The sequence below is a fragment of the Microbacterium galbinum genome (assembly GCF_023091225.1).
Classification (GTDB): Bacteria; Actinomycetota; Actinomycetes; order Actinomycetales; family Microbacteriaceae; genus Microbacterium; species Microbacterium galbinum.
The window spans coordinates 831,720-852,271 of the sequence record NZ_JAHWXM010000001.1; the positions used below are offsets into that span (position 1 = coordinate 831,720).

Genomic DNA, 20,552 nt, shown 5'->3' on the forward strand with positions numbered 1-20,552 from the left:
CGCGGACAAACCCTGTTCAGGACGCGGGGAGCGCCTTCTCGAGCAGCGGCGTCAGGTTCTCCACCGTGTACAGCGCGGCCTGGGGCGAGCCCAACGAGTAGGCAGCGGAGATGTCGCCGTCGATGACGATCGAACGACCGTCCGCCACTGCGGGGAGGCCCTTCCACTGCGCGTCGTCGGTGATCTCGGCGGTGTCGATGTAGATCGGGAAGGCGACGATGAGGTCCGCGTCGATCAGATCGAGCTCCTCGCTCGAGATCGAGACCGAGAACCCGCCGGAGTTCGTGGGGATCTCGGCGATCGTGGGGTTCTGCACGAAACCGAAGCGCTCGAGCGTCTGAACGCGGTTACTGCCCTCGATGTACGCTCCCCAGCCCTCGCTCGTGCGGGTGGCGGCGGTCACGGTCTTCCCGGCCCACTCGGGGTGCGCATCGGCGGCCGCCCGGTAGGCGTCATCGATCTCGGCGAGCAGCTCCTCACCCTTCTCCGGCATGCCGAGCGCAGTCGAGATCATCTCGACCTGCTGCTGTTGCGTGGTGAGGTAGCTCTCGCCACCCTCGGGAACGCCGATGGTCGGGGCGATCTCGGAGAGCCGATCGTATCGATCCTGATCGCCGCTTCCCCGGACGTCGAGGATGAGGTCGGGATCGAGCGCGGCGATCGCCTCGTAGGACGGCTCCAGTGTGGCGATGATCTCGGGCGACTCGTCGTAGAGCCCCTCGGCCCAGGGGCCCACGCCGTCGCCACCGAACTCGAGCCAGTCGGAGGCGCCGACGGGCTGGTATCCGAGCGCGAGCGCGGTCTCGGCATCCGCCCACCCCAGCGCGACGATCCGCTGTGGGGCGCTGTCGACCGTCACCTCGCCGAACGCGGTCTCGACCGTCTGCGGGAAAGTGCCGGTCGTGGGTGCCGATCCCCCGCTCGACGGCCCCGAATCCGCCGGGGTGCTCGAGCATCCGGCGAGAGTCAGGGCGAGCAGCGCGACGGCCGCCGAGATCTTGAGGGTCGTTTTCATGGCGATGGCCTTTCGATTCGTTCCGGGGCGCACCCGAACGGGCGCGCGCGACACCTCTGGAGGGTGCGCGGGATCGACCTTAGGTTACCCTAAGCTTGATTGGTGACCTCTCCGATCTCCTGCTCGACAGCCGTTCCCGGCGCGTCAGCGGAGCGGGGGACTTTCAGAGTTCGCCGCGCCATCGGCTTCCTCGTCATCGCCCTTGTCCTGGGAGCGACCGTGATGCTCAGCTTGTCGATCGGCGCGCGCGACGTCGCGATCCCGGTCGTATGGGACGCCATCCGTGGAGCGGGGTCGGACGCCGATGCCGCATCGGTGCTCGCGCTCCGCATCCCCCGCACCGCCCTCGGTCTCCTCGTCGGTGCCGCGCTCGGCGTCGCCGGAGCACTGATCCAGGCCGTCACCCGCAATCCGCTCGCCGACCCGGGCATCCTGGGCGTGAACTCTGGTGCCGCCTTCGCGGTGGCGATCGCCGTCGGCGTCTTCGGCCTCACCTCACCGCCCGCGTTCCTGTGGTTCGCGTTCGGTGGCGCGCTGGTCACGACGATCATCGTCTACCTCATCGGTTCCGCAGGACGAGGGTCCGTGAGCCCCGCCCGCATCACGCTGGCCGGAGTCGCCATCGGCGCTGTGCTGTCGGGTATCACCGCAGGGATGCTGCTGGCGAACCCGAAGGGATTCAACGCCATGCGCGCCTGGGAAGCCGGCGCCATCGCGGACCGCGGTTGGGAGGTCATCGTGGTCGCCGGGCCCTATCTCGCCGCAGGACTCGTGCTCGCCCTGATGCTCGGACGCCCGCTCAACGCCGTGGCCCTCGGCGACGACCTCGCGCGGTCACTGGGCTCGAGCGTCCTGCGCACACGTGTCCTCTCGATCATCGCGATCACCCTGCTGTGCGGCACCGCGACGGCCATGGCGGGTCCCATCGCCTTCGTCGGCCTGATGATCCCGCACGTCGCACGATGGATCGTCGGTCCGGATCAGCGGTGGATCATCGCCTACTCCGTTCTCCTCGCACCGATCCTGCTCCTGGCATCCGACGTGGTGGGCCGTGTCGTCCTGCGCCCCGGCGAACTGCCCGTCGGTATCGTCACCGCCTTCATCGGCGCCCCGGTTCTCATCCTGCTGGTCCGACGGCAGAGGGCGAGCGCGCTGTGACCTTGCTCGACCGCTCCGCGACCGAACGTCGCGTGCCCGACGGCCATCTCGCCCTCCCCGTGCCCGGCGGGTTCGTTCCGGTGCATCGGCGGGGTCTCCTCGTCGGGGGCGTGACCGCGCTCGGGATCCTCGTGCTCGCGCTGCTCGCGCTGTGCCTCGGCGACTACCCGCTCTCCCTCCCGGAAGTGACTGCCGCGCTCTTCTCCGACCAGGGCTTCGCGAGCAGGATCGTGGTGGAGTGGCGCCTCCCGCGCATCGTCGCCGCCATCGTCTTCGGGGCCGCGCTCGGAGCATCCGGCGCACTGTTCCAGACTCTCACCCGCAACCCGCTGGGCTCCCCCGACGTCATCGGATTCTCGACCGGCGCCTACACCGGCGCGATCCTCGTGATCACGCTCGCCGGGGGCAGCGTCATCACCGTCTCGATCGGCGCACTCGCCGGCGGTCTCATGACAGCCCTCGTGGTCTACATGCTCGCCTGGCGGAACGGCGTGCAGGGCTTCCGGCTGATCATCGTCGGCATCGCCGTGACCGCCATCCTCAGCAGCCTAAACACCTACCTGCTGCTGCGGGCGCAGACCGAGGTCGCGATGACCGCGTCGATCTGGGGCGCCGGGTCGCTCTCCCTCGTGGGCTGGGACGACGTCGGTGTCGCAATCGGCCCGCTCGCGGTGCTCCTCGTCCTCACCCTTCTCGTCAGCGGCCCTCTCCGTCAGCTCGAACTCGGAGACGATGCCGCCCGGGCGCACGGGGTGCGCACCGAACGTACGCGCCTTCTGGTGATGGTCGTCGGTGTGGCGCTCATCGCGATCGTGACCGCCGTCTCCGGGCCGATCGCCTTCATCGCCCTCGCCGCTCCGCAGATCGCCCGCCGCCTCACCTCCGGCGCCGGCATCCCGATCGGCACCTCCGCGATGGTCGCTGCGTTCCTTCTCCTCGCCGCCGATGCGATCGCGCAGCACGTCGTTCCCGGGTCCGTTCCGGTCGGCATCGTCACCGTCGTGATCGGCGGCGTCTATCTGGTCACCCTCCTCGTCCACGAAGCCCGAAAGCAGCTCTAGCCATGCCCGCATCCGATGCCCGCCTGGTCGCCGAATCCGCGACGCTCGCCTACGATCGGCGCGTGATCTCGGAGAGTCTCTCCCTGAGCATTCCCGACGGCTCGTTCACCGTGATCGTCGGTCCCAACGCGTGCGGCAAATCGACCCTCCTGCGCGCACTCGCACGCCTGCTGATCCCGGCCGAGGGGGCGATCACGCTCGACGGCAAGTCCATCAGCCGGTACCGGGCGAAAGAGGCGGCCCGCATCATCGGTCTGCTCCCGCAGAGTTCGATCGCTCCCGACGGCATCACCGTGATCGACCTCGTCGCCCGTGGCCGCTACCCGCATCAAGGACTCATCCGCCAGTGGAGCAGCGAGGACCAGGAGGCGGTGGAGAAGGCGATGCGCGCGACGAACGTCGACGAGCTCCGCGGACGACAGGTCGACGAACTCTCGGGCGGTCAGCGTCAGCGCGTGTGGGCGGCGATGGCACTCGCGCAGCAGACGCCGATCCTGCTCCTGGACGAGCCGACCACCTTCCTCGACATCGCCCACCAGATCGAACTCCTCGATCTGTTCGCCGATCTCCACGCCGACGGGAACACGCTCGTCGCCGTGCTGCACGATCTGAACCACGCCGCGCGATACGCGACCCACCTCATCGCGATGCGCGACGGACGAGTCGTCGCCGAGGGTGAGCCGCGCGACGTGGTGACCTCCGCGCTCGTTCGCGAGGTCTTCGGACTCGAAGCCCGCGTGATCGAAGACCCCGCAACGGGCACGCCGCTGGTCGTGCCCGAGGCTCGGGCGACACGCGACGCACGAGCACACTGAGCGCACGGAGAGCCCGGAGCGGCAGAGAACCCGAACCCCGACCTCTGGACACGCCCCCGCGGCGAGCGCATGCTGATTCCATGACCGCTTTCCAGATCACGCATCCGTTCAGCGGGTTCAGCGTCGACTCGATCGACGCCGCCCGCGCCTTCTACGGCGACACCCTCGGCCTGGACGTCACGACCAACGCGATGGGGTTCCTCGACATCCGGTTGCCCGACGGAGGGTCGATCCTCGTGTACGCCAAACCCGATCACACACCGGCCAGCTTCACGATCCTCAATTTCCCCGTCGACGACGTCGAGGCCGCGGTCGACGATCTGAACGCCCGGGGCGTGGTCACGAAGATCTACGACGACGAGATCGGCACCGACGCCAAGGGGATCATGCGCGGCGGGCCCGATCGCGGGCCGGACATCGCCTGGTTCAGAGATCCGGCTGGCAACGTGCTCTCGGTACTCTCGGCATCCTGATCCACCGGAGCAGACCCACCGAACCGCGTCGTCAGACCACGTCGGCGAGCGCGGCGAGCGGGATCGCGATCCACGCGGGGCGGTTGCGCTTCTCGTACACGGCCTCGTACACGGCCTTGTCGGCGACGTATGCGTCGAGCAGCGCGCGGTTGTCGGCGAGGATCTGCTCCTCCTCCCCCGGCGCCGCAGCATCCGCCCCGACCGACTCGGTACGGCAGAGCGCGCCGACGTAGGCGTCGAGGAAATGCCCCCGCGCCCGACGCGCCCACTCACGAGCGAGATCGGCGCGCAGATCGTCTTCGGCATCCGGATCGGCCCCCTCCTCCGTCGCCTGCGTGAGGGCCACCGTGCCGGGCACGTAGTCGAAGGAGCGCAGCATCCCGGCGACATCGCGCCAGGGTGAATCGGGGAGCGAGCGCTCCGCGAACCGGCGCCCCGGCTCACCCTCGAAGTCGACGATGCGCCACCCGTGCGCGGTGCGCAGGGTCTGCCCCAGGTGAAGGTCGCCGTGCACGCGCTGCACGTCGAGCCGGCCGAGCGCGGCCACCGTCGCGTACATCGCCCGAAGGCGCTCGGCGTACGGTGCGAGTTCCGGCACGACACCGAGTGCGTGGTCGAGGCGATCCTCCAGCGCACGCGCCAGGGCCTGCGCGGCGGCCGCATCACGCGTCTCCGACGGGAACCGTCCGCGCAACGCCGCGTGCACCTCGGCGACCGCAGTTCCGAGGCGCGCGGCCTCGCCGGCGAAGTCCGCTCCCGACTCCTCGACGCTCTGCGACGGGTTGGCGAGCAGGGATCGCACGCTCCCGGTCGCCAGTTCGAACCCGTCGGAAGCGGTGCGCAGGAACTCCTGCATCATCGCCAGCTGCACGGTCTCGCCGTCGACATCGGCCTCGACCCAGCCGTAGAGCGCGGCGACGTGCTCCGAGTGCTGCCGGGTGAGTTCCCGATGGATCTCGATGTCGGGATTCGCGCCGGGGGTCACCTTGCGGAACACCTTCATGATCGCGACGTCGTCGAACCGGATCGACGAGTTGGACTGCTCGCCGCTCAGCGGGGATGCCCGCAGCCCCGGGTCGAGCGGATCGGTTCCCGGCACGCGATGGAAACGGAGTCCTCCCCGGTCGAACGTCGCGCTGTGCTCCGCCGCCACGAGCCCGTCGAGCCAGAGCGCCATGGCGTAACGATCGTGCACGGCGTCGTAGACGTGCCGGATGCGCCCCTCATCCTCCGCCGCCCCGATGAACGCGTGGGCGATCGCCTCCTGCGGCTCGTCGTAGATCGACAGGGGTACCTGATAGGTCTCGTGACCCGCCTCGCCGTCGGAGTAGTCGACGGTCACGAGGAAGACCGCCACCCGCACGCCCTGGTCCGGGCCCTCGAGGTCAGCGATCCGCCGCACCCGCGAGACGTGGAACGGTCGGCTCTTGCCGGCGAACCAGCGGGTGCGCACGAGGTAGTCCTCCAGGACTCCCGGAGCGACGACGTTCACAGCATCCCCCGTTCATCGGCATCGTCGGCGGGTTCCTGCAGCTGGAACCAGAAGAACCCGTGTCCGCCGAGCGTCAGCAGATACGGCAGCTCGCCGACGCGGGGGAAGGGCACGCCGCCGACCAGCTCGACCGGCACCATCCCCTCGAAGCGACGGAGGTCGAGTTCGACCGGCTGCGGGAACTGCGACAGGTTGTTGACGCAGAGGATGACGTCGACGGTGCCGTCGTCATTGGTGTGCTCGCGCGTGTACGACAGCACGGCGGGGTTCGATCCCCCGAGGTCGTTGAAGCTGCCGAGCCCGAAGGCCGGGTGCTTCTTGCGGGCGTGGATCATCAGCCGCGTCCAGTGCAGCAGCGATGACCGGTCCTCCTGCTGCGCTTCGACGTTCACCGCGAGGTACCCGTACACGGGGTCCTGCACGATCGGACGGGAGAGCCGTCCGGGGTTGGCGGTCGAGAAACCCGCGTTGCGATCCGAGGTCCACTGCATCGGAGTGCGCACGCCGTCGCGATCGCCGAGCCAGATGTTGTCCCCCATCCCGATCTCGTCGCCGTAGTACAGCACCGGCGATCCGGGCAGCGACAGCAGGAGTCCCGTGAACAGCTCGATGCGATCGATGTCGTTGTCGAGGAGCGGCGCGAGGCGACGGCGGATGCCGATGTTGGCCTTCATCCGGGGATCCTGCGCGTATTCGCTCCACATGTAGTCCCGGTCCTCGTCGGTGACCATCTCGAGCGTGAGCTCGTCGTGGTTGCGGAGGAAGATCCCCCACTGGCATCCGGAGGGGATCGAGGGCGTCTCGGCGAGGATCTCGCTGATCGGGTACCGGGACTCCCGTCGGACCGCCATGAAGATCCGCGGCATCACCGGGAAGTGGAAGCACATGTGGCACTCGTCGCCGCCGACCTCGGGGTCGCCGAAGTAGTCGACGACGTCGGCCGGCCACTGGTTCGCCTCGGCGAGCAGCACCCGACCGGGGTACTCGTCGTCGACGATCCGCCGCACTTTCTTGAGGAAATCATGGGTCTCGGGCAGGTTCTCGCCGTTGGTGCCCGGGCGCTCGTAGAGGTACGGGACGGCGTCGAGGCGGAATCCGTCGAGCCCCATGTCGAGCCAGAACCGCATGGCGTCGATCATCGCCTCGTGCACCTTCGGGTTGTCGAAGTTGAGGTCGGGCTGGTGGGAGAAGAAGCGGTGCCAGAAGTACTGCTGGCGCACCGGGTCCCAGGTCCAGTTGCTGGGTTCGGTGTCGACGAAGATGATCCGCGCGTCCTCGTAGAGATCGTCCGTGTCGCTCCACACGTAGAAGTCTCCGAAGGGCCCGTCGGGATCGTTCCGGCTCGCCTGGAACCACGGATGCTCGTCACTGGTGTGGTTCATGACGAAGTCGATGATCACCCGCATGTCGCGCGCATGGGCCGCGTCGAGGAACTCCTGGAAGTCGGCCGTGGTGCCGAGGTCGGATTGGATGCCCGTGTAGTCGGCGACGTCGTACCCGCCGTCTCTCAGCGGGGAGGGGAAGAACGGCGGGATCCAGAGGCAGTCCACCCCGAGCCACTGCAGGTAGTCGAGCTTGTCGATCAGCCCGCGGAAGTCACCCGACCCGTCGCCGTCGCCGTCCTTGAACGAGCGGACGAGGACCTCGTAGAACACCGCGGTCTTGAACCACTCGGGCGCGGGACTGCCCGGGGTGTCGGGGAACGGCTCCTGGGTCAGGATGGGGATGGATGCCGTGGGCGGTGCCGGATCGGCCGCAGTGCTCATGCGTTTCTCCCGTCTCGCAACATGCGCCCAACCTGTCACATCCGACCCCGGGAACGTCACCCCTTGCGGGTCCGGACGACGAAGGTGTACCGACGCGATGTCGGAGGGTGCGCCTAGCCTTTCGACATGACCCGACCCACGTCCCTCCCCGGGCCCTGCCACCTGTGCGGCGGGGTCGACGGCGAGCGTCGTGATGACCGATGGATCTGCGCGATCTGCGGCTGGCGGTACGGGGATGTGCCCGATGACGACCTGCCGCGTCATCGGGTCGACGTCGTCTACTACCTCCGATACGACAGACGGGTGAAGATCGGCACGAGCGCGCACCCCCGGCAGAGGGTCGCTCGCATCCACCACGACGAGCTGCTCGCGTTCGAGCGCGGCGACCGCGCACTCGAGCAGCAGCGACATCGGGAGTTCGCCGAGTGGCGCGAGGGCGGCGAGTGGTTCGAGTTCAGCTCGGCGCTCGAAGCGCACACCCGGCTCCTGCGACGCGCAGGGCCGCCGTGGAACCAGTACGCACGGTGGGTGAGCGAGGCGCTGCGGGGGTGAGCGCCACGGTGGATGCGTCGCATCCGCGGTGCCATACTGGCGGCGTGTCCAGCCACGACGAGAACGTTGGTGACGGTCGGCGCAAGCCGAGTGAGGGCGTCATCGGCTATTGCGGTGTGCTCGTGCTCCTCGTGGTGTCGTACGCACTTTCGACCGCCCAGAAGTCGACGAACCCGAGCCCACTCGCTTTCCTGCTGATCCTCGCGACCGTCGCGGTCGTCTTCCGTGTCACCGGCGCGAACGCTGCACTGCAGCGCACCAGCTGGGTGATCCTCTCGGTCGCCGGAGCAGCGGCGGTCGTGGCCGTGTTCTTGGGCACGGAGCAGAAACTGCTCGACATCGGGCTCTCGTCGGCGACACTCGTGGCGCTGCTCATCGCGCCGGTCGCGATCATCGCCCACCAGATCCGTCGTCGAGGGCTCAACCTCGAAGCGCTCCTCGCGGCGATCACGGCATACGTGCTCGTGGGGATCGCCTTCGCCTTCGCGTACAACCTGCTCGGCCTGCTCTCCCCGCAACCGGTGTTCGCGGATGCGCACGAGGACTCGCTGGCCCATCAGCTCTTCTTCTCGTTCACGACGCTGACGACCACCGGCTACGGCAATCTCGTCCCGGAAGGAACCATCGGGCAGACGATCGCGGTCGTCGAGGCCATCACCGGCCAGCTCTTCCTCCTCACCGCGTTCGCTCGCATCCTGCGCGGCGCCACCTCTCCGCGTGAGGACGTACAGCCCGACAGTTGAATTGTGCACAACTGAATTGCGTGCAATACTCGTGTCATGGCCGTGACCGATGAGATGGTGTGCTTCTCGCTGTACTCCGCCGCGCGCGCGACGACGCAGGCGTATCGCGCTCTCCTCGCGCCGTGGGGCCTCACCTACCCGCAGTACCTCGTGCTCGCGATCCTCTGGCACGAGGGCGAGCAGACCATCGGATCGCTCGGCGAGGCAATGCAGCTCGACTCCGGCACGCTCTCCCCGCTCGTGCGGCGGCTCGAGCAGTCGGGGCTCGTGCGCAAGCAGCGCAGCTCCGCCGACGAGCGGGTCGTGACCGTGCAGCTCACGGCGGAGGGTCAGGAGCTCCGCGGCGACCTGGCGAAGATCCCGGCCGAGGTCGCCGGGTTCTCCGGCATCCACGACGACGCGCACCGACTGCGTCTGATCGGCGAGCTCCACGAGTTGACGCGCCTCCTCCAGGCATCCACCCCGACTCCCGCCGGCGCCGCACGCGCCCGCGGCTCCGAATGACCACCCTCCCGGAAGGAAACACACCCATGGAAGCTCTGTACACCGCCGAAGCACTCGCCACCGGCGCCGGCCGCAACGGACACGTCGCCACCGACGACCGTCGCGTCGAGTTCGATCTCGCCATTCCGAAGGCGATGGGCGGCAGCGGCGACGGGGCGAACCCCGAGCAGTTGTTCGCCGCCGGCTACGCGGCCTGCTTCCACTCCGCGCTGCAGTCCGTCGCCCGGGCGCAGAAAGTCCAGATCGAGGACTCCTCGGTCGGCGCGCGCGTGCACATCGGTTCGAACGGCCAGGGCGGCTTCGGCCTCGCCGTCGAACTCGAGGTCGTGATCCCCACGCTCCCCCACGAGCAGGCGCAGGCCCTCGCGGATGCCGCGCACCAGGTGTGCCCGTATTCGAATGCGACCCGCGGCAACATCGACGTCACGATCACCGTCTCCGACGACTGAGACCGAAGGAGCAACTCCATGCACGCACTCATCCACCACACCTTCGGAGAAGCCGAAGACGTCCTCGCCCTCGAGGAGCGACCCGTTCCCCAGCCGGGGCCCGGCCAGGTCCGTCTGCGCGTCGCCCTCTCCCCCATCCACAACCATGATCTGTGGACGGTGCGCGGCACCTACGGGTTCAAGCCCGAGCTGCCCGCCGCCTCCGGCACCGAGGCGCTCGGCGTCGTCGATGCCCTCGGCGACGGCGTCGAGCATCTCGTCGTCGGCCAGCGTGTCGCGACGGGTGGCACCTTCGGTGCCTGGGCCGAGTACATCGTCGCGAACGCCGCAGGGCTCATCCCCGTGCCCGACGGCCTCTCCGATGAGAGCGCCGCGCAGCTGGTCTCGATGCCCTTCAGCACGATCAGCCTGCTGCAGTTCCTCGATGTGAACGAGGGCGACTGGATCGTCCAGAACGCGGCGAACGGCGCCGTCGGGCGAATGCTCGCCCAGCTCGGCGCCGCACGCGGCGTGAACGTGCTCGGCCTCGTGCGGCGCTCGGCCGGCGTCGACGAGCTGCGCGCGCAGGGCATCGAGAACGTCATCGCGACCGACCAGACGGATTGGCGCGAGCAGGCCGCCGCGCTGACCGGCGGTGCCGCGATCGTCGCCGGGGTCGACTCGGTCGGCGGATCGTCGGCGGGCGACGTGCTGTCGCTGATCGGCGAGGGCGGCACGCTCGTGGCCTTCGGCGCGATGAACTCCCCCGTCATGGAGATCGCCTCGTCCGATGTGATCTTCAAGCAGGCGACGGTGAAGGGCTTCTGGGGCAGCAAGGTCATCCAGACGATGGATGCGTCCACCCGCGGAGCACTGTTCACCGAGCTGATCCAGCGCGTCACCGACGGCACGCTCACCCTCCCGGTCGCCGGCACCTTCGACGCCGCCGACATCGCGGATGCCGTGCGCCTGAGCAAGACCCCCGGTCGTGTCGGCAAGGTGCTGCTGCGCTTCTGACGCCCTCCGTCCGGTATGGGCCGGGTCGCCGATGTCGGCGACCCGGCCCATACTGCGTTCATGGACATCTCACTGATCAGACCGGCAGGGCTCGTCGTGAGTCCCGCGTTCAGCCACGTCGCCGTCGTCCCGCCGGGAGCGACGACGATCCACGTCGGCGGCCAGAACGGCGTCGACGAGTCCGGGAAGATCGTCTCCGACGACGCCGCAGAGCAGTCGATCCGCGCGGTCGAGAATGCGGCGATCGCTCTTGCGGCGGTCGAGGCGACGCTCGACGACGTGATCAGCTGGACGGTGCTGATCCATCAGGATGCGGATCTTCGCGCCGCCTACGGCGCGGTAGCCTCACGGCTCGCGCGAGACGGCGAGCCTCCGCTGGTGACCGCCGCGATCGTCTCCGCGCTCGGCGTTCCCGGCGCGCTGATCGAGATCAGCGCCGTCGCCGCCGTCGTGCGCGCCTGACGGGCGTCCGGCGATCCGGTGCCGCGATCAGACGAGCGATGCACCGATCGCGGTGACGACGACCGCGAGGAGCGGCAGGGTGCCCTGCATCGCCGCAGCACGCGCCTTCGTCCGGTCCGCGAGCACGAGCACGAGAGCGGCGGCCAGCATCATCCCGGTGCCGGCGAAGACCAGGGTCAGCCCGATCGTGGCGAACCCGAACATCGTGAACCCGATGCCGAAGAGGGTCGTGAGCGCCAGGAACAGATTGTAGAAGCCCTGGTTGAAGGCGAGCTGCTTCATCGTGACGGCATCCGCCTCGCTGGCGACGCCGAAGATCTTGCGGGTCTCGGGCTCGGTCCACTTCAGCGACTCGAGCGCGAAGATGAAGACGTGGAACGCGGCAGCAGCCGCGGCGAGGACGAGTCCGGCGATGAGCATCCTCCGATTGTCGCAGACTCGCGCCTTCGCGCGCGGCCTCAGACGAGGAAGATCGGCAGCAGTCCGGGATTGTGCGCGTGCACCAGGACGGCGAAGACGACGGCGTCGAACAGCAGGTGCACCGTGACCACGTAGGCGAGCGAATGGGTGCGCAAGAAGATGAACCCCTGCAGCAGTGCGAACGGGATCGTCAGGAGAGGGCCCCACTCCCGGTAGCCGAGTTCCCAGAGGAACGAGACGAAAACGATCGACTGCAGCACGTTCGCCACCGCGTCCGGGAAGTGCCGGCGCAGCAGGGCGAACACGGTGCAGATGAAGAACAGCTCGTCCCAGATGCCGACCGCGCCGACACCGACGAAGAGGCGCGCGATCAGATCGGGGGTGTCGACGACGGGCCAGTTGGCGTAGACGCCGCTCGTGATGAAGTAGAACGGCAGGATCAGCCAGCCGAGCACGAGGACGGCGACGAGCCAGCCCCACTGCAACCGGCCCCACCGGCGGTGCGCCCGCCACGGGAAAGAGATCGCCCGGTCGCGATAGACGAAGCGCGACACGAGATAGGGCAGAGCGACCGCGCCGCCGAGCGCGAGGGTGAAGCGCAGCATCGCGAGGTTGTCGAGTTCGGCGGCCAGCGGGATCACACTCACGACGAGCAGGCCGAGGGCGATGAGCGAGAGGTCGCGCGTGAGCGAGGGGGCGGATGCCGTGACCCGTCCGCGTTCGATCGCCCAGGAGACGCCGATCCCGATCGCCAGCAGCACCCATCCGAGCCAGGCGATCTCCGCCACGAAGAACGCGGGCGCAGCGGCGCAGACGAGCACCGCCGGGACGATGCCCCGGGTGCGCACGTCGCTCCGCACGTCGGTCACGGGCGCGGGCGACGTCGGTAGACGAGGTCGCGGATATCGCGCCCCTTCGCGATGCCCTTGCGCTCGAAGGCCGTCATGACGCGTCCGTCGAAGCGGTCGGCCCACTCCCCCTCGAAGGCGCGCTCGAAGAGCGGCTCGGCATCCAGCACCTCGCGCATCTGCAGCGCGTAGTCCTCCCAGTCCGTCGCGAGACGGAGCAGGCCGCCGTCGACGAGCGCCCTGGCCGCGTTGTCGGCGAATCCCGGACGCACGAGGCGACGCTTCGTGTGCTTCTTCTTGTGCCACGGATCGGGGAAGAAGATCCAGGTCTCCGCGGCGGCGGCCTCCGGCAGGTACGACGAGAGCACCTCGGGCGCGTTCGCCTCGATGACCCGCAGGTTCTTCGCGCCCTCCCGGTCGGCATCGAGCATGGTGCGGGCGAGTCCCGCGCGGAACACCTCGACGGCGAGGAAGTCGTCATCGGGCCGCGACGCCGCAGCGGCGACGATCGCGTGCCCCTGCCCCGAGCCGATCTCGACGATCAGCGCGGCGTCGCGACCGTATTCGGCGGCCACGTCGAGGCGGGCCTCCGGGTGCACCGAGGTCCACGCGACGGCCCGCGGCACGTCGAGCAGGTAGTGCGGGGCGAGGTCGGTGAAGGCGCGGTCCTGCGCCTCGGACATCCGCCCGCTCCGGCGCACGAAGGACACCGGCTCGTCACGGAAGGTTCGGGGTTCGGGCATGCTTCCAGGGTAGCCGGGTGCGTCCCCTCGACCGGTGCGCGGGTCAGCTCGCGGGTTCCGTCACGAAGTCGATGAGTTCTTCCACCCGGCCGAGCAGCGCCGGCTCGAGTTCCCGGTAGCTGTGCACCTTGCTCAGGATGTGCTGCCACGCACGCGCGGTGTCGGCCTGGGTCTCGTGCGGCCATCCGAAGGCGCGGCAGATCCCGGTCTTCCAATCCGTGCCCCGCGGGATCTCGGGCCAGCGCGTGATACCGAGTGCCCGCGGGGTGACGCACTGCCACACGTCGACGAACGGATGCCCGACGATGCGCACGTGGCGCCCGTGCGGCCCCCGGGCGACGGCATCCGCGATCCTCGACTCCTTCGAGCCCGGCACGAGGTGATCGACGAGCACGCCGTAACGCCGCTTCGCGGACGGAGGCTCGTCGGCGAGCAACTCGTCGAGGAGGTCCACGCCCTGCAGGTACTCGACCACGACGCCCTCGACGCGGAGATCGGCACCCCACACCTTCTCGACGAGCTCCGCGTCGTGCTTGCCCTCGACGAGGATGCGGCTCGGCAACGCGATGCGCGCGCGCTGGTCTCCGACGGCGAAGGATCCGGATGCCGTGCGCTGCGGTGCCTGCGTCTTCGGCACCGGGGGTGCCAGCCGCACAGGCCTGCCCTCGATGAGGAAGCCGCCGCCGAGCGGGAACAGACGCTTGCGGCCCTTCCAGTCCTCGAGTTCGACGTTTCCGCCCTGCACGCGGGTGACCGCTCCGCAGTACCCGTCGTCGGCGACCTCGACGACGAGATCGAGCTCGGCGGGGACCGTCGGCACCTGCTTCGCGCCGCGCTCGCGCCAACCCGATGCGAGCACATCCGCTCCGTACCTGTCGTCCATGCCTTCCAGCGTATGCGTCTCCGCTGAGGGCGAACGGCGATCCGCTCTCGGATGCTGTCGCGTGTCGGGCTGTGTGAATAGACTCGGGACATGGGGCTCGCCTGCCGGTCGGAGGGAAAACGATGAAGACACGGTGGCTGGCGCTGAGCGCCGTGGTCGTCGCCGTCGCGGCGGGTCTTGTCACTTCCGGGGCAGCCTCCGCGACCGACCCCCTCACGCTCGACTCGGGGTACGTGACCGATGCCGCGGGTGTCCTCAGCACGAGTGAGAAGGACGCCGTCGAAACGCGGCTCCAGGAGCTCACCGAGAACTCGTCCGCCGATCTCTTCGTCGTCTTCGTCGACGAGTTCACCTCGCCGAGCGACCGCGTCGAATGGGCGGACACGACGGCGACGCGCAGCAACCTCGGTCCCGATCAGTATCTGCTCGCGATCGCGACCGATCAGCGCAGCTACTACATCTCCGCGGCCGAGGGCGGGCCGTTGAGCAACTCCCGCCTCGACGACATCGAACAGGAGATCCAGCCCCTGCTCGCACAGGACGACTGGGACGGAGCGATACTCCTCGCCGCCGACGAGATCCAGGGCGATGGCGGCGCGGGCGCCCTGCAGGCGTTCCTCGTCGTGGCCGGGCTCATCGCTCTCGCTCTCGTGGCGTGGCTGGTCATCGCTCTCGTCCGGCGGAGCCGCCGGGCGGCCGCGATCCGCAAGCGCGGGGCGATGCCGGAGCATCCGGATCCCGCCGACCCCTTCTCGACGCTGACCGATGAGCAGGTGCAGACGCAGGCGGGTTCCGCTCTCGTGCAGGCCGACGACGCCATCACCTCGAGCCGCGAGGAGCTGGGGTTCGCGATCGCGCAGTTCGGTGAGAGCGCGACGGCCGAGTTCACGACCGCCGTCGATCAGGCGAAGGCAAAGCTGTCGGAGGCCTTCGACCTCAAGCAGAAGCTCGATGACGAGATCGAGGACACGGTGCACGAGCAGCGCGCCTGGAACATCCGGATCATCCGGATCGCCGACGAGATCGACGACCTCCTCGACGCGAACACCGAAGCCTTCGACTCCCTCCGCAAGCTCGAGCAGAACGCCCCGCAGGAACTCGAACGCGTGCGTCGCGAGCGCGCCGCACTCGCGCCCGTACTCGGCGGAGCGGCGCCGGCCCTGGCGACGCTCTCGGCGACCTACGCGGCCGAAGCGCTGAGCACCGTCGCCGACAACCCCGCCCAGGCTCAGGAGCGTGTGGGCCTCGCCGACCACGCGATCGAGGCGGCGGGCCAGGCGATCGCGGCCGGCCGCACGGGCGAAGCAGCGTTCGCCATCCGCACGGCCGAGCAATCCGTCGCCCAGGCGACACAACTCGTGCAGGCGATCACGGCGCTCGGCTCGGATCTCGCCGCCGTCGAGACACAGGCGCAGGCGCTCGTGGCCGAGCTGCAGGCCGATGTCGCCGCCGCGCAGCAGCTCCCCGACACCGGCGGAGCACTCTCCGCAGCCGCGTCCACGACCCTGCAGTACCTGCAGGCCGCGCAGGCCGATCTCAGCGGCACCGCGCGCAATCCGCAGCGCGCTTTCGATGCCCTGTCTGCCGCGAACGCCCAGATCGATGCCGCGATCGCGCAGGGGCGCGAGGCGCTCGAGCGCACTCGGCGCGCGGAGCAGATGCTCGAGCAGACCCTGACCCAGGCGGGCTCCGAGATCCGCACCGCCCGGGAGTTCATCGAGACCCGACGCGGAACGGTCGGGTCCACCGCCCGCACCCGCCTCTCGCAGGCCGATGCGAGCCTCACGCAGGCGGTCGCCCTCCGCACCACCTCGCCCGACGCCGCGCTCACCGAGGCCACCCGCGCCCTCGATCTCGCACGACAGGCGATCTCCTCCGCGTCCGCCGACGTGTCCGCCTACGACTCCCGTGGATACGACGGCTGGGGCAGCGGACCGTTCGGAAACTCCGGGGGCTCCGGCTCGTCCGGTGGTTCCGGCCTCGGTGGCGACATCCTCGGCGGCATCATCGGCGGCCTCCTCGCGGGCGGAGGTGGTGGCAGTCGATCCTCCTCCCGGAGCAGCGGCTGGCGCTCGAGCGGAGGCGGTGGATTCCGCAGCTCGGGCTTCGGCGGCGGCCGCTCCAGCGGCGGGCGCAGCGGCCGCTCGGGAGGTGGGCGCTTCTGAACCTCATAGGCCACTCGACAAGACTTCGATTCCGACCCTCTGAAAGGAACCTCGCATGACCAAGCAGTCCATCTTCGGACGAATCTCGACCCTCGTCCGCGCGAACATCAACTCGCTCCTCGACTCTGCCGAAGACCCGCAGAAGATGATCGATCAGCTCGTGCGCGACTACACGAACAGCATCGCCGATGCCGAGTCCGCGATCGCCGAGACGATCGGCAACCTGCGCCTGCTCGAGCGCGACCACGAAGAAGACGTGCAGTCGGCCACCGAGTGGGGCAACAAGGCCCTCGCCGCCAGCCGCAAGGCCGATGAGATGCGCGGCTCCGGCGACACCGCCGACGCCGACAAGTTCGACAACCTCGCGAAGATCGCGCTGCAGCGTCAGATCAGCGCCGAGCGCGAGGCCCGCGGTGCAGAGCCGCAGATCGCCGCTCAGACCGAGATCGTCGACAAGCTCAAGAGCGGCCTGAACGGCATGAAGGACAAGCTCGGCGAGCTCAAGAACAAGCGCAGCGAGCTTCTCGCACGCGCCAAGGTCGCCGAGGCGCAGACCAAGGTGCAGGACGCCGTCGGATCGATCAACGTGCTCGATCCCACGAGCGAGCTGGGCCGCTTCGAAGACAAGGTCCGCCGTCAGGAGGCCATCGCGCAGGGCAAGATCGAGCTCGCGGCATCGAGCCTCGACGCCCAGTTCGAGAGCCTCGAGGACCTCGGCGAGCTCACCGAGGTCGAGGCGCGCCTCGCCGAGCTGAAGGCCGGCGGCACCGCTCCCCGTCAGGCCCTCGAAGGCAACTGATCCACCCCGCGGATGCCCCGGACTCACCGTCCGGGGCATCCGCACTTCCTCTTTCCCGGGAGGCACCCATGGTGCGATTCCTCGTCGTCCCGCAATGGCAGGGATCACCGGCCGCACGCGCGATGCTCCTCGTCGACGGCGCATCGGCCATCGCAGGCGACCTGCCGCGCGCCCGCACGACCACCCTCGACGTGCCGGTCGAAGCCGGCGAGTCGCTGGGGACCGGTGTGCGGCGGCTCAGCGCTCTGCTGCGCACCCGCGAACTGATCCGCGAGCACCTCACCGACGAGTACAGCGTGCTGATCGGTGGAGACTGCAGCATCACCGTCGCCGCCCTCGACGCTCTGCCCGGCGGCACCGACGACCTGGCCGTGGTGTGGTGCGACGCTCACGCCGACCTGAATACGCCGGAGACCTCTCCGTCCGGGGCGTTCTCCGGCATGGCGCTCCGCGCGATCCTGGGCGAGGGAGAGCCGCAACTCGCGCTCACCGCTGCCCTCCCCCGTGAGCGCATCGTCACGGTCGGAATGCGTGCCCTCGATGATGCCGAGGTCGACGAGATCTCTTCGTTCGCCCACCTGCAGGTCGCCGACCTCGACGACACGGACGCGCTGCTCGATGCCGTCCGCGCGACCGGCGCCTCACGGGTCTGGGTTCACATCGACGTCGATGTGCTCGATCCCGCCGAGATCACCGGAGTCTCCGATCCCGCGCCGTTCGGCACGACCCCGGCGGCGCTCGCCTCGGCCATCCGCCGACTCCGCGAAGACATCCCGCTCGCGGGTGCCACGATCTCGGGCTTCGCCCCGCGCACGCCCGCCGACGCGGTGGACGACCTCGGTGCGATCCTGCGTCTGATCGGTGCCGTCGCATGACGACGGACTGGAGACCCGCGGCCGAGGAGGCACTGGCCCGCGGCCGACGCTTCGACCGTCGCATCCCCTCCTTCCTCCTCCGCTCCCCCGTGAGCCGGATCGGCTACGCCTGGGGTACGGCCGTGGGATGGCTCTGGGGGTCGCTGTGGAGCACCGGTCCCGTCGAACGCCGCGGCGGGCTCTGGATCTTCCGGGGAATGCCCCCGTGGACCTTCAACCGCGGCGGCGTGTGCGTCGGAGGATGCTTCCTCACCGGTGACGTGCGTCCGACCGACGCCGTCCTGCGTCACGAGGCGGTCCACAAGGCTCAGTGGCTGCGGTACGGCTTCCTCATGCCGGTGCTGTACTTCGTCGCCGGGCGCGACCCGCTGCGCAACCGCTTCGAGATCGAAGCCGGGCTGGAGGACGGCAACTACGTGCGCCGCTCCCGCTGACGGTCAGCGATCGACCGGAACGTTCAGCGATCGATCGGGAGCAGACCGAAGCTCTCGGGAGCGTGGATCGACGTCGCCTCGACCGCGAGGCTCGTCGTGAGGTGATCGACGATGTCGGCGGTGCCGAGGTAACCGCCGAGAAGCGTGACCTGGGTGGAGACCTCGTCATCGCAGAGCATCTCGTCGGCCCACGCGCACGTGGCGCGCGCGAGTGCCTGACCCGGGGCGCAGGAACGACCGGAACCCGGAGCACCCGAGCGGTCTGCGCGTGCCAGCCAGGTCACGGTCATGCGTGCCGGCGCGTCGATGACCTGGATATTGGCAGCGGTCGGAACTTCGATGAAGATCCGACCCGATGCGCACAGCGGGAGCGTGGAGAGGAACATCTCGAGGTCGACGAGCGACTTCTCATCGGCCGTCACGAGGTGGTGCGAGCGCTGACGAGCGGCACGGCGCGCTGCGCGTGTGCTGCGGATGTCGAACGAGGTGTCCATGGTTCCTCCATCGTAACACCGATGAAGGCATGCCTAACCTTGCTCCGCGATTCGCCTCACCCGACGGGCTCGACGAGTGCCGCGGTCAGCGCCGCGAGCTCGGCATCCGTCATCCCCTGCGCCCGCAGATAGTCGGCCGCCGACCCCCAGCGCTCGTCGACCATCTCGAGAAGACGGCGCATCACCGGAGCCGGGGACTGCGTCGCGAGAGCGACGGCGTTGACGGCTTCAGGGTGGAGCTCGGTCAGGTATGCGGCGATCCGACGGTTCCGCTCGGGTGGGAGTTGCGACTCGGTCAGCGCATAGTCCTCGATCACCGCCTCGCGATCGGCACCCACGGCCGACAGTGCCAGTGCGACCGTCACCCCTGTGCGGTCCTTGCCGACCGTGCAGTGGACGAGCGTCGGCTCCCCCGCCGCGATGATGCGGATGGCCTCGACGAGCCTCCCACCGCTCTCCTCGAGGAGATGCAGGTAGAGGTCTTCGAGACTCGTGTCGGTCTCGAAGAACGAGCGCACGGACCCCAGGAACAGCGGGAGGTGGGTGGTATCCGGACCGACGATCTCGCTGGGCTCCGCCGCCACCTCCTCGCCGTCGCGCAGATCGACGATGTGCGCGACACGGCCGCGGAGCTCCTCGGCCCCCTTCGCCGTCGCTCCGGAGAGCTGACCGGAGCGCAACAGGATGCCCTGACGGATGCGACCGCCGGCCGCCGGCATCCCGCCGACGTCGCGGACGTTGTTGACGCCGCCGACGTCGAGCACGCTCATGGTCGGGCCTGCGGCGAACGGGCCGGTACGGGGTATCGCCCGGCGACCACGACGCGGTTGAAAGCGTTGATCGACACGCACGCCCAGCTCAGGGCTGCGTACTCCTTCTCGGTGAACACGCTGCCGACGCGGTTGTACACCTCGTCGGACACGCCCTCCTCCGAGATGAACGTGAACGCCTCGGCGAGTTCGAGCGCCGCGCGTTCGCGCTCGCTGAACACGCCGCTCTCGCGCCAGGTCGCGATCTGCATCATGGTGTCGGCGTCGATACCGGCAGCCTCGGCACGGTCGACGTGGATGCGTGTGCAGTAGGCGCAGCCGTTCAGCTGCGAGCAGTGGATCATGACGAGCTCCTTGAGACGATCGTCGATGCCATTGGCGGCGCAGATCTCTCCGACGGTGCGGGAGAACGCATCGAGGGCCTGGTAGGCGGTCGGCTCGGTCTTGGAGAGGTGCACTCGCGTCTCGCTCATGACTCCATGATATTCGGCTGTCGGTGTCGGACGGCCGACGCATTCCGTCATCAAGAAATGCACGAAGCCAACCCCGCAGGCTGTTTTCTGAACTTTTAGACAAGCGATTGAGCGTCCTAGATGCTCACTTTGATCCGCCATTTCGCGATGCTTGCTCGAGGG

At 69.0% G+C, this 20,552-nt stretch carries 24 protein-coding genes; 14 read left to right on the forward strand and 10 right to left on the reverse strand.

All coding sequences use genetic code 11. The features are described 5' to 3' along the window. Positions 1-16: 16 nt before the first annotated feature. A complete protein-coding gene (locus tag KZC52_RS04165) occupies positions 17-1,015 on the reverse strand; it encodes an iron-siderophore ABC transporter substrate-binding protein (protein ID WP_247622800.1) in 999 nt (332 codons plus the stop codon). Between the two features lie 102 nt (positions 1,016-1,117). Here KZC52_RS04165 and KZC52_RS04170 point away from each other — a divergent pair, with 102 nt between their 5' ends. From KZC52_RS04170 to KZC52_RS04185, 4 genes are all read left to right on the forward strand, one after another. After that, positions 1,118-2,173 carry an iron chelate uptake ABC transporter family permease subunit gene (locus KZC52_RS04170; RefSeq protein ID WP_372491555.1) on the forward strand — a complete coding sequence of 352 codons (1,056 nt, stop codon included), beginning with the start codon at positions 1,118-1,120 and terminating at the stop codon, positions 2,171-2,173. Beyond that, entirely contained in the window at positions 2,170-3,234 is a 1,065-nt protein-coding gene (locus KZC52_RS04175; protein WP_247622801.1) for a FecCD family ABC transporter permease, read from the forward strand. Before KZC52_RS04170 ends, KZC52_RS04175 begins: the two co-directional genes overlap by 4 nt. 2 nt (positions 3,235-3,236) lie before the next feature. Further along, on the forward strand, positions 3,237-4,049 hold the full coding sequence (locus tag KZC52_RS04180; RefSeq protein WP_247622802.1) for an ABC transporter ATP-binding protein: 813 nt from the start codon (positions 3,237-3,239) through the stop codon (positions 4,047-4,049). Between the two features lie 80 nt (positions 4,050-4,129). Beyond that, a complete protein-coding gene (locus KZC52_RS04185) occupies positions 4,130-4,522 on the forward strand; it encodes a VOC family protein (RefSeq protein WP_247622803.1) in 393 nt (130 codons plus the stop codon). Between the two features lie 31 nt (positions 4,523-4,553). Here KZC52_RS04185 and KZC52_RS04190 read toward each other — a convergent pair whose 3' ends face one another. Both KZC52_RS04190 and treS read right to left on the reverse strand, forming a co-directional pair. Next, positions 4,554-6,014 (reverse strand): maltokinase N-terminal cap-like domain-containing protein, encoded by a 1,461-nt coding sequence (locus KZC52_RS04190; RefSeq protein ID WP_247622804.1) that lies wholly within the window; start codon positions 6,012-6,014, stop codon positions 4,554-4,556. Continuing rightward, complete coding sequence (gene treS / locus KZC52_RS04195; protein ID WP_247622805.1) at positions 6,011-7,780, reverse strand: maltose alpha-D-glucosyltransferase; 1,770 nt, start codon at positions 7,778-7,780, stop codon at positions 6,011-6,013. Before treS ends, KZC52_RS04190 begins: the two co-directional genes overlap by 4 nt. A gap of 126 nt (positions 7,781-7,906) precedes the next feature. On the opposite strand from treS, the gene KZC52_RS04200 reads away from it, so the two are divergent. From KZC52_RS04200 to KZC52_RS04225, 6 genes are read left to right on the forward strand one after another with little or no spacing between them, the layout of a single operon-like run. Beyond that, positions 7,907-8,332: a GIY-YIG nuclease family protein gene (locus KZC52_RS04200; RefSeq protein WP_247622806.1), complete on the forward strand. Its 426-nt coding sequence runs from the start codon at positions 7,907-7,909 to the stop codon at positions 8,330-8,332. A gap of 44 nt (positions 8,333-8,376) precedes the next feature. Then, positions 8,377-9,075, forward strand: coding sequence for an ion channel (locus KZC52_RS17525; RefSeq protein ID WP_247622807.1), 699 nt, complete (start codon positions 8,377-8,379; stop codon positions 9,073-9,075). Positions 9,076-9,111: 36 nt separating this feature from the next. Beyond that, positions 9,112-9,579, forward strand: coding sequence for a MarR family winged helix-turn-helix transcriptional regulator (locus tag KZC52_RS04210; RefSeq protein ID WP_247622808.1), 468 nt, complete (start codon positions 9,112-9,114; stop codon positions 9,577-9,579). Between the two features lie 26 nt (positions 9,580-9,605). Continuing rightward, positions 9,606-10,028 (forward strand): organic hydroperoxide resistance protein, encoded by a 423-nt coding sequence (locus tag KZC52_RS04215; protein WP_247622809.1) that lies wholly within the window; start codon positions 9,606-9,608, stop codon positions 10,026-10,028. Between the two features lie 18 nt (positions 10,029-10,046). Beyond that, positions 10,047-11,024, forward strand: a complete 978-nt coding sequence (locus tag KZC52_RS04220; RefSeq protein ID WP_247622810.1) for a zinc-binding dehydrogenase — start codon at positions 10,047-10,049, stop codon at positions 11,022-11,024. A gap of 60 nt (positions 11,025-11,084) precedes the next feature. Next, the gene (locus tag KZC52_RS04225; protein WP_247622811.1) at positions 11,085-11,486 is read left to right on the forward strand and encodes a RidA family protein; all 402 of its coding nucleotides are present in this window, start codon (positions 11,085-11,087) and stop codon (positions 11,484-11,486) included. A gap of 27 nt (positions 11,487-11,513) precedes the next feature. Here the strand turns inward: KZC52_RS04225 and KZC52_RS04230 are convergent, their stop codons facing one another. The 4 genes from KZC52_RS04230 to KZC52_RS04245 are packed head-to-tail and all read right to left on the reverse strand — an operon-like array spanning position 11,514 to position 14,380. Next, entirely contained in the window at positions 11,514-11,906 is a 393-nt protein-coding gene (locus tag KZC52_RS04230) for a DUF1304 domain-containing protein (protein ID WP_247622812.1), read from the reverse strand. A 38-nt stretch (positions 11,907-11,944) separates the two neighbouring features. Further along, positions 11,945-12,766, reverse strand: a complete 822-nt coding sequence (locus KZC52_RS04235) for a CPBP family intramembrane glutamic endopeptidase (protein WP_372491579.1) — start codon at positions 12,764-12,766, stop codon at positions 11,945-11,947. Positions 12,767-12,771: 5 nt separating this feature from the next. Next, entirely contained in the window at positions 12,772-13,497 is a 726-nt protein-coding gene (gene trmB / locus KZC52_RS04240) for a tRNA (guanosine(46)-N7)-methyltransferase TrmB (RefSeq protein ID WP_247622814.1), read from the reverse strand. A 43-nt stretch (positions 13,498-13,540) separates the two neighbouring features. Continuing rightward, complete coding sequence (locus KZC52_RS04245) at positions 13,541-14,380, reverse strand: DUF3097 domain-containing protein (RefSeq protein WP_247622815.1); 840 nt, start codon at positions 14,378-14,380, stop codon at positions 13,541-13,543. Between the two features lie 122 nt (positions 14,381-14,502). Here KZC52_RS04245 and KZC52_RS04250 point away from each other — a divergent pair, with 122 nt between their 5' ends. From KZC52_RS04250 to KZC52_RS04265, 4 genes are all read left to right on the forward strand, one after another. Further along, positions 14,503-16,545, forward strand: a complete 2,043-nt coding sequence (locus tag KZC52_RS04250; protein WP_247622816.1) for a TPM domain-containing protein — start codon at positions 14,503-14,505, stop codon at positions 16,543-16,545. Positions 16,546-16,600: 55 nt separating this feature from the next. Beyond that, positions 16,601-17,344 (forward strand): PspA/IM30 family protein, encoded by a 744-nt coding sequence (locus tag KZC52_RS04255; protein WP_247622817.1) that lies wholly within the window; start codon positions 16,601-16,603, stop codon positions 17,342-17,344. A 68-nt stretch (positions 17,345-17,412) separates the two neighbouring features. Further along, a complete protein-coding gene (locus KZC52_RS04260; RefSeq protein ID WP_247622818.1) occupies positions 17,413-18,219 on the forward strand; it encodes an arginase family protein in 807 nt (268 codons plus the stop codon). After that, positions 18,216-18,653 carry a Fe-S oxidoreductase gene (locus KZC52_RS04265; RefSeq protein ID WP_247622819.1) on the forward strand — a complete coding sequence of 146 codons (438 nt, stop codon included), beginning with the start codon at positions 18,216-18,218 and terminating at the stop codon, positions 18,651-18,653. The genes KZC52_RS04260 and KZC52_RS04265 overlap by 4 nt, the downstream gene beginning before the upstream one ends. A gap of 23 nt (positions 18,654-18,676) precedes the next feature. On the opposite strand, the gene KZC52_RS04270 is transcribed toward KZC52_RS04265, so the two are convergent. Genes KZC52_RS04270 through KZC52_RS04280 form a run of 3 tightly spaced genes read right to left on the reverse strand, consistent with a single transcriptional unit; the run spans position 18,677 to position 20,390 of the window. After that, the gene (locus tag KZC52_RS04270) at positions 18,677-19,147 is read right to left on the reverse strand and encodes an SIP domain-containing protein (RefSeq protein WP_247622820.1); all 471 of its coding nucleotides are present in this window, start codon (positions 19,145-19,147) and stop codon (positions 18,677-18,679) included. 56 nt (positions 19,148-19,203) lie between these two features. Then, a complete protein-coding gene (locus tag KZC52_RS04275; protein WP_247622821.1) occupies positions 19,204-19,917 on the reverse strand; it encodes a tyrosine-protein phosphatase in 714 nt (237 codons plus the stop codon). Beyond that, positions 19,914-20,390, reverse strand: a complete 477-nt coding sequence (locus tag KZC52_RS04280) for a carboxymuconolactone decarboxylase family protein (protein WP_247622822.1) — start codon at positions 20,388-20,390, stop codon at positions 19,914-19,916. Before KZC52_RS04280 ends, KZC52_RS04275 begins: the two co-directional genes overlap by 4 nt. Between the last annotated feature and the right edge of the window lie 162 nt (positions 20,391-20,552).

Excerpts from the sequence above, each read along its gene's own strand:
- KZC52_RS04165 (WP_247622800.1), bottom strand. The coding sequence starts at position 1,015 with ATGAAAACGACCCTCAAGATCTCGGCGGCCGTCGCGCTGCTCGCCCTG.
- KZC52_RS04180 (WP_247622802.1), top strand. The coding sequence starts at position 3,237 with ATGCCCGCATCCGATGCCCGCCTGGTCGCCGAATCCGCGACGCTCGCC.
- KZC52_RS04185 (WP_247622803.1), top strand. The coding sequence starts at position 4,130 with ATGACCGCTTTCCAGATCACGCATCCGTTCAGCGGGTTCAGCGTCGAC.
- treS (WP_247622805.1), bottom strand. The coding sequence starts at position 7,780 with ATGAGCACTGCGGCCGATCCGGCACCGCCCACGGCATCCATCCCCATC.
- KZC52_RS04200 (WP_247622806.1), top strand. The coding sequence starts at position 7,907 with ATGACCCGACCCACGTCCCTCCCCGGGCCCTGCCACCTGTGCGGCGGG.
- KZC52_RS04210 (WP_247622808.1), top strand. The coding sequence starts at position 9,112 with ATGGCCGTGACCGATGAGATGGTGTGCTTCTCGCTGTACTCCGCCGCG.
- KZC52_RS04215 (WP_247622809.1), top strand. The coding sequence starts at position 9,606 with ATGGAAGCTCTGTACACCGCCGAAGCACTCGCCACCGGCGCCGGCCGC.
- KZC52_RS04220 (WP_247622810.1), top strand. The coding sequence starts at position 10,047 with ATGCACGCACTCATCCACCACACCTTCGGAGAAGCCGAAGACGTCCTC.
- KZC52_RS04225 (WP_247622811.1), top strand. The coding sequence starts at position 11,085 with ATGGACATCTCACTGATCAGACCGGCAGGGCTCGTCGTGAGTCCCGCG.
- KZC52_RS04230 (WP_247622812.1), bottom strand. The coding sequence starts at position 11,906 with ATGCTCATCGCCGGACTCGTCCTCGCCGCGGCTGCTGCCGCGTTCCAC.
- trmB (WP_247622814.1), bottom strand. The coding sequence starts at position 13,497 with ATGCCCGAACCCCGAACCTTCCGTGACGAGCCGGTGTCCTTCGTGCGC.
- KZC52_RS04245 (WP_247622815.1), bottom strand. The coding sequence starts at position 14,380 with ATGGACGACAGGTACGGAGCGGATGTGCTCGCATCGGGTTGGCGCGAG.
- KZC52_RS04250 (WP_247622816.1), top strand. The coding sequence starts at position 14,503 with ATGAAGACACGGTGGCTGGCGCTGAGCGCCGTGGTCGTCGCCGTCGCG.
- KZC52_RS04255 (WP_247622817.1), top strand. The coding sequence starts at position 16,601 with ATGACCAAGCAGTCCATCTTCGGACGAATCTCGACCCTCGTCCGCGCG.
- KZC52_RS04260 (WP_247622818.1), top strand. The coding sequence starts at position 17,413 with ATGGTGCGATTCCTCGTCGTCCCGCAATGGCAGGGATCACCGGCCGCA.
- KZC52_RS04265 (WP_247622819.1), top strand. The coding sequence starts at position 18,216 with ATGACGACGGACTGGAGACCCGCGGCCGAGGAGGCACTGGCCCGCGGC.
- KZC52_RS04270 (WP_247622820.1), bottom strand. The coding sequence starts at position 19,147 with ATGGACACCTCGTTCGACATCCGCAGCACACGCGCAGCGCGCCGTGCC.
- KZC52_RS04275 (WP_247622821.1), bottom strand. The coding sequence starts at position 19,917 with ATGAGCGTGCTCGACGTCGGCGGCGTCAACAACGTCCGCGACGTCGGC.
- KZC52_RS04280 (WP_247622822.1), bottom strand. The coding sequence starts at position 20,390 with ATGAGCGAGACGCGAGTGCACCTCTCCAAGACCGAGCCGACCGCCTAC.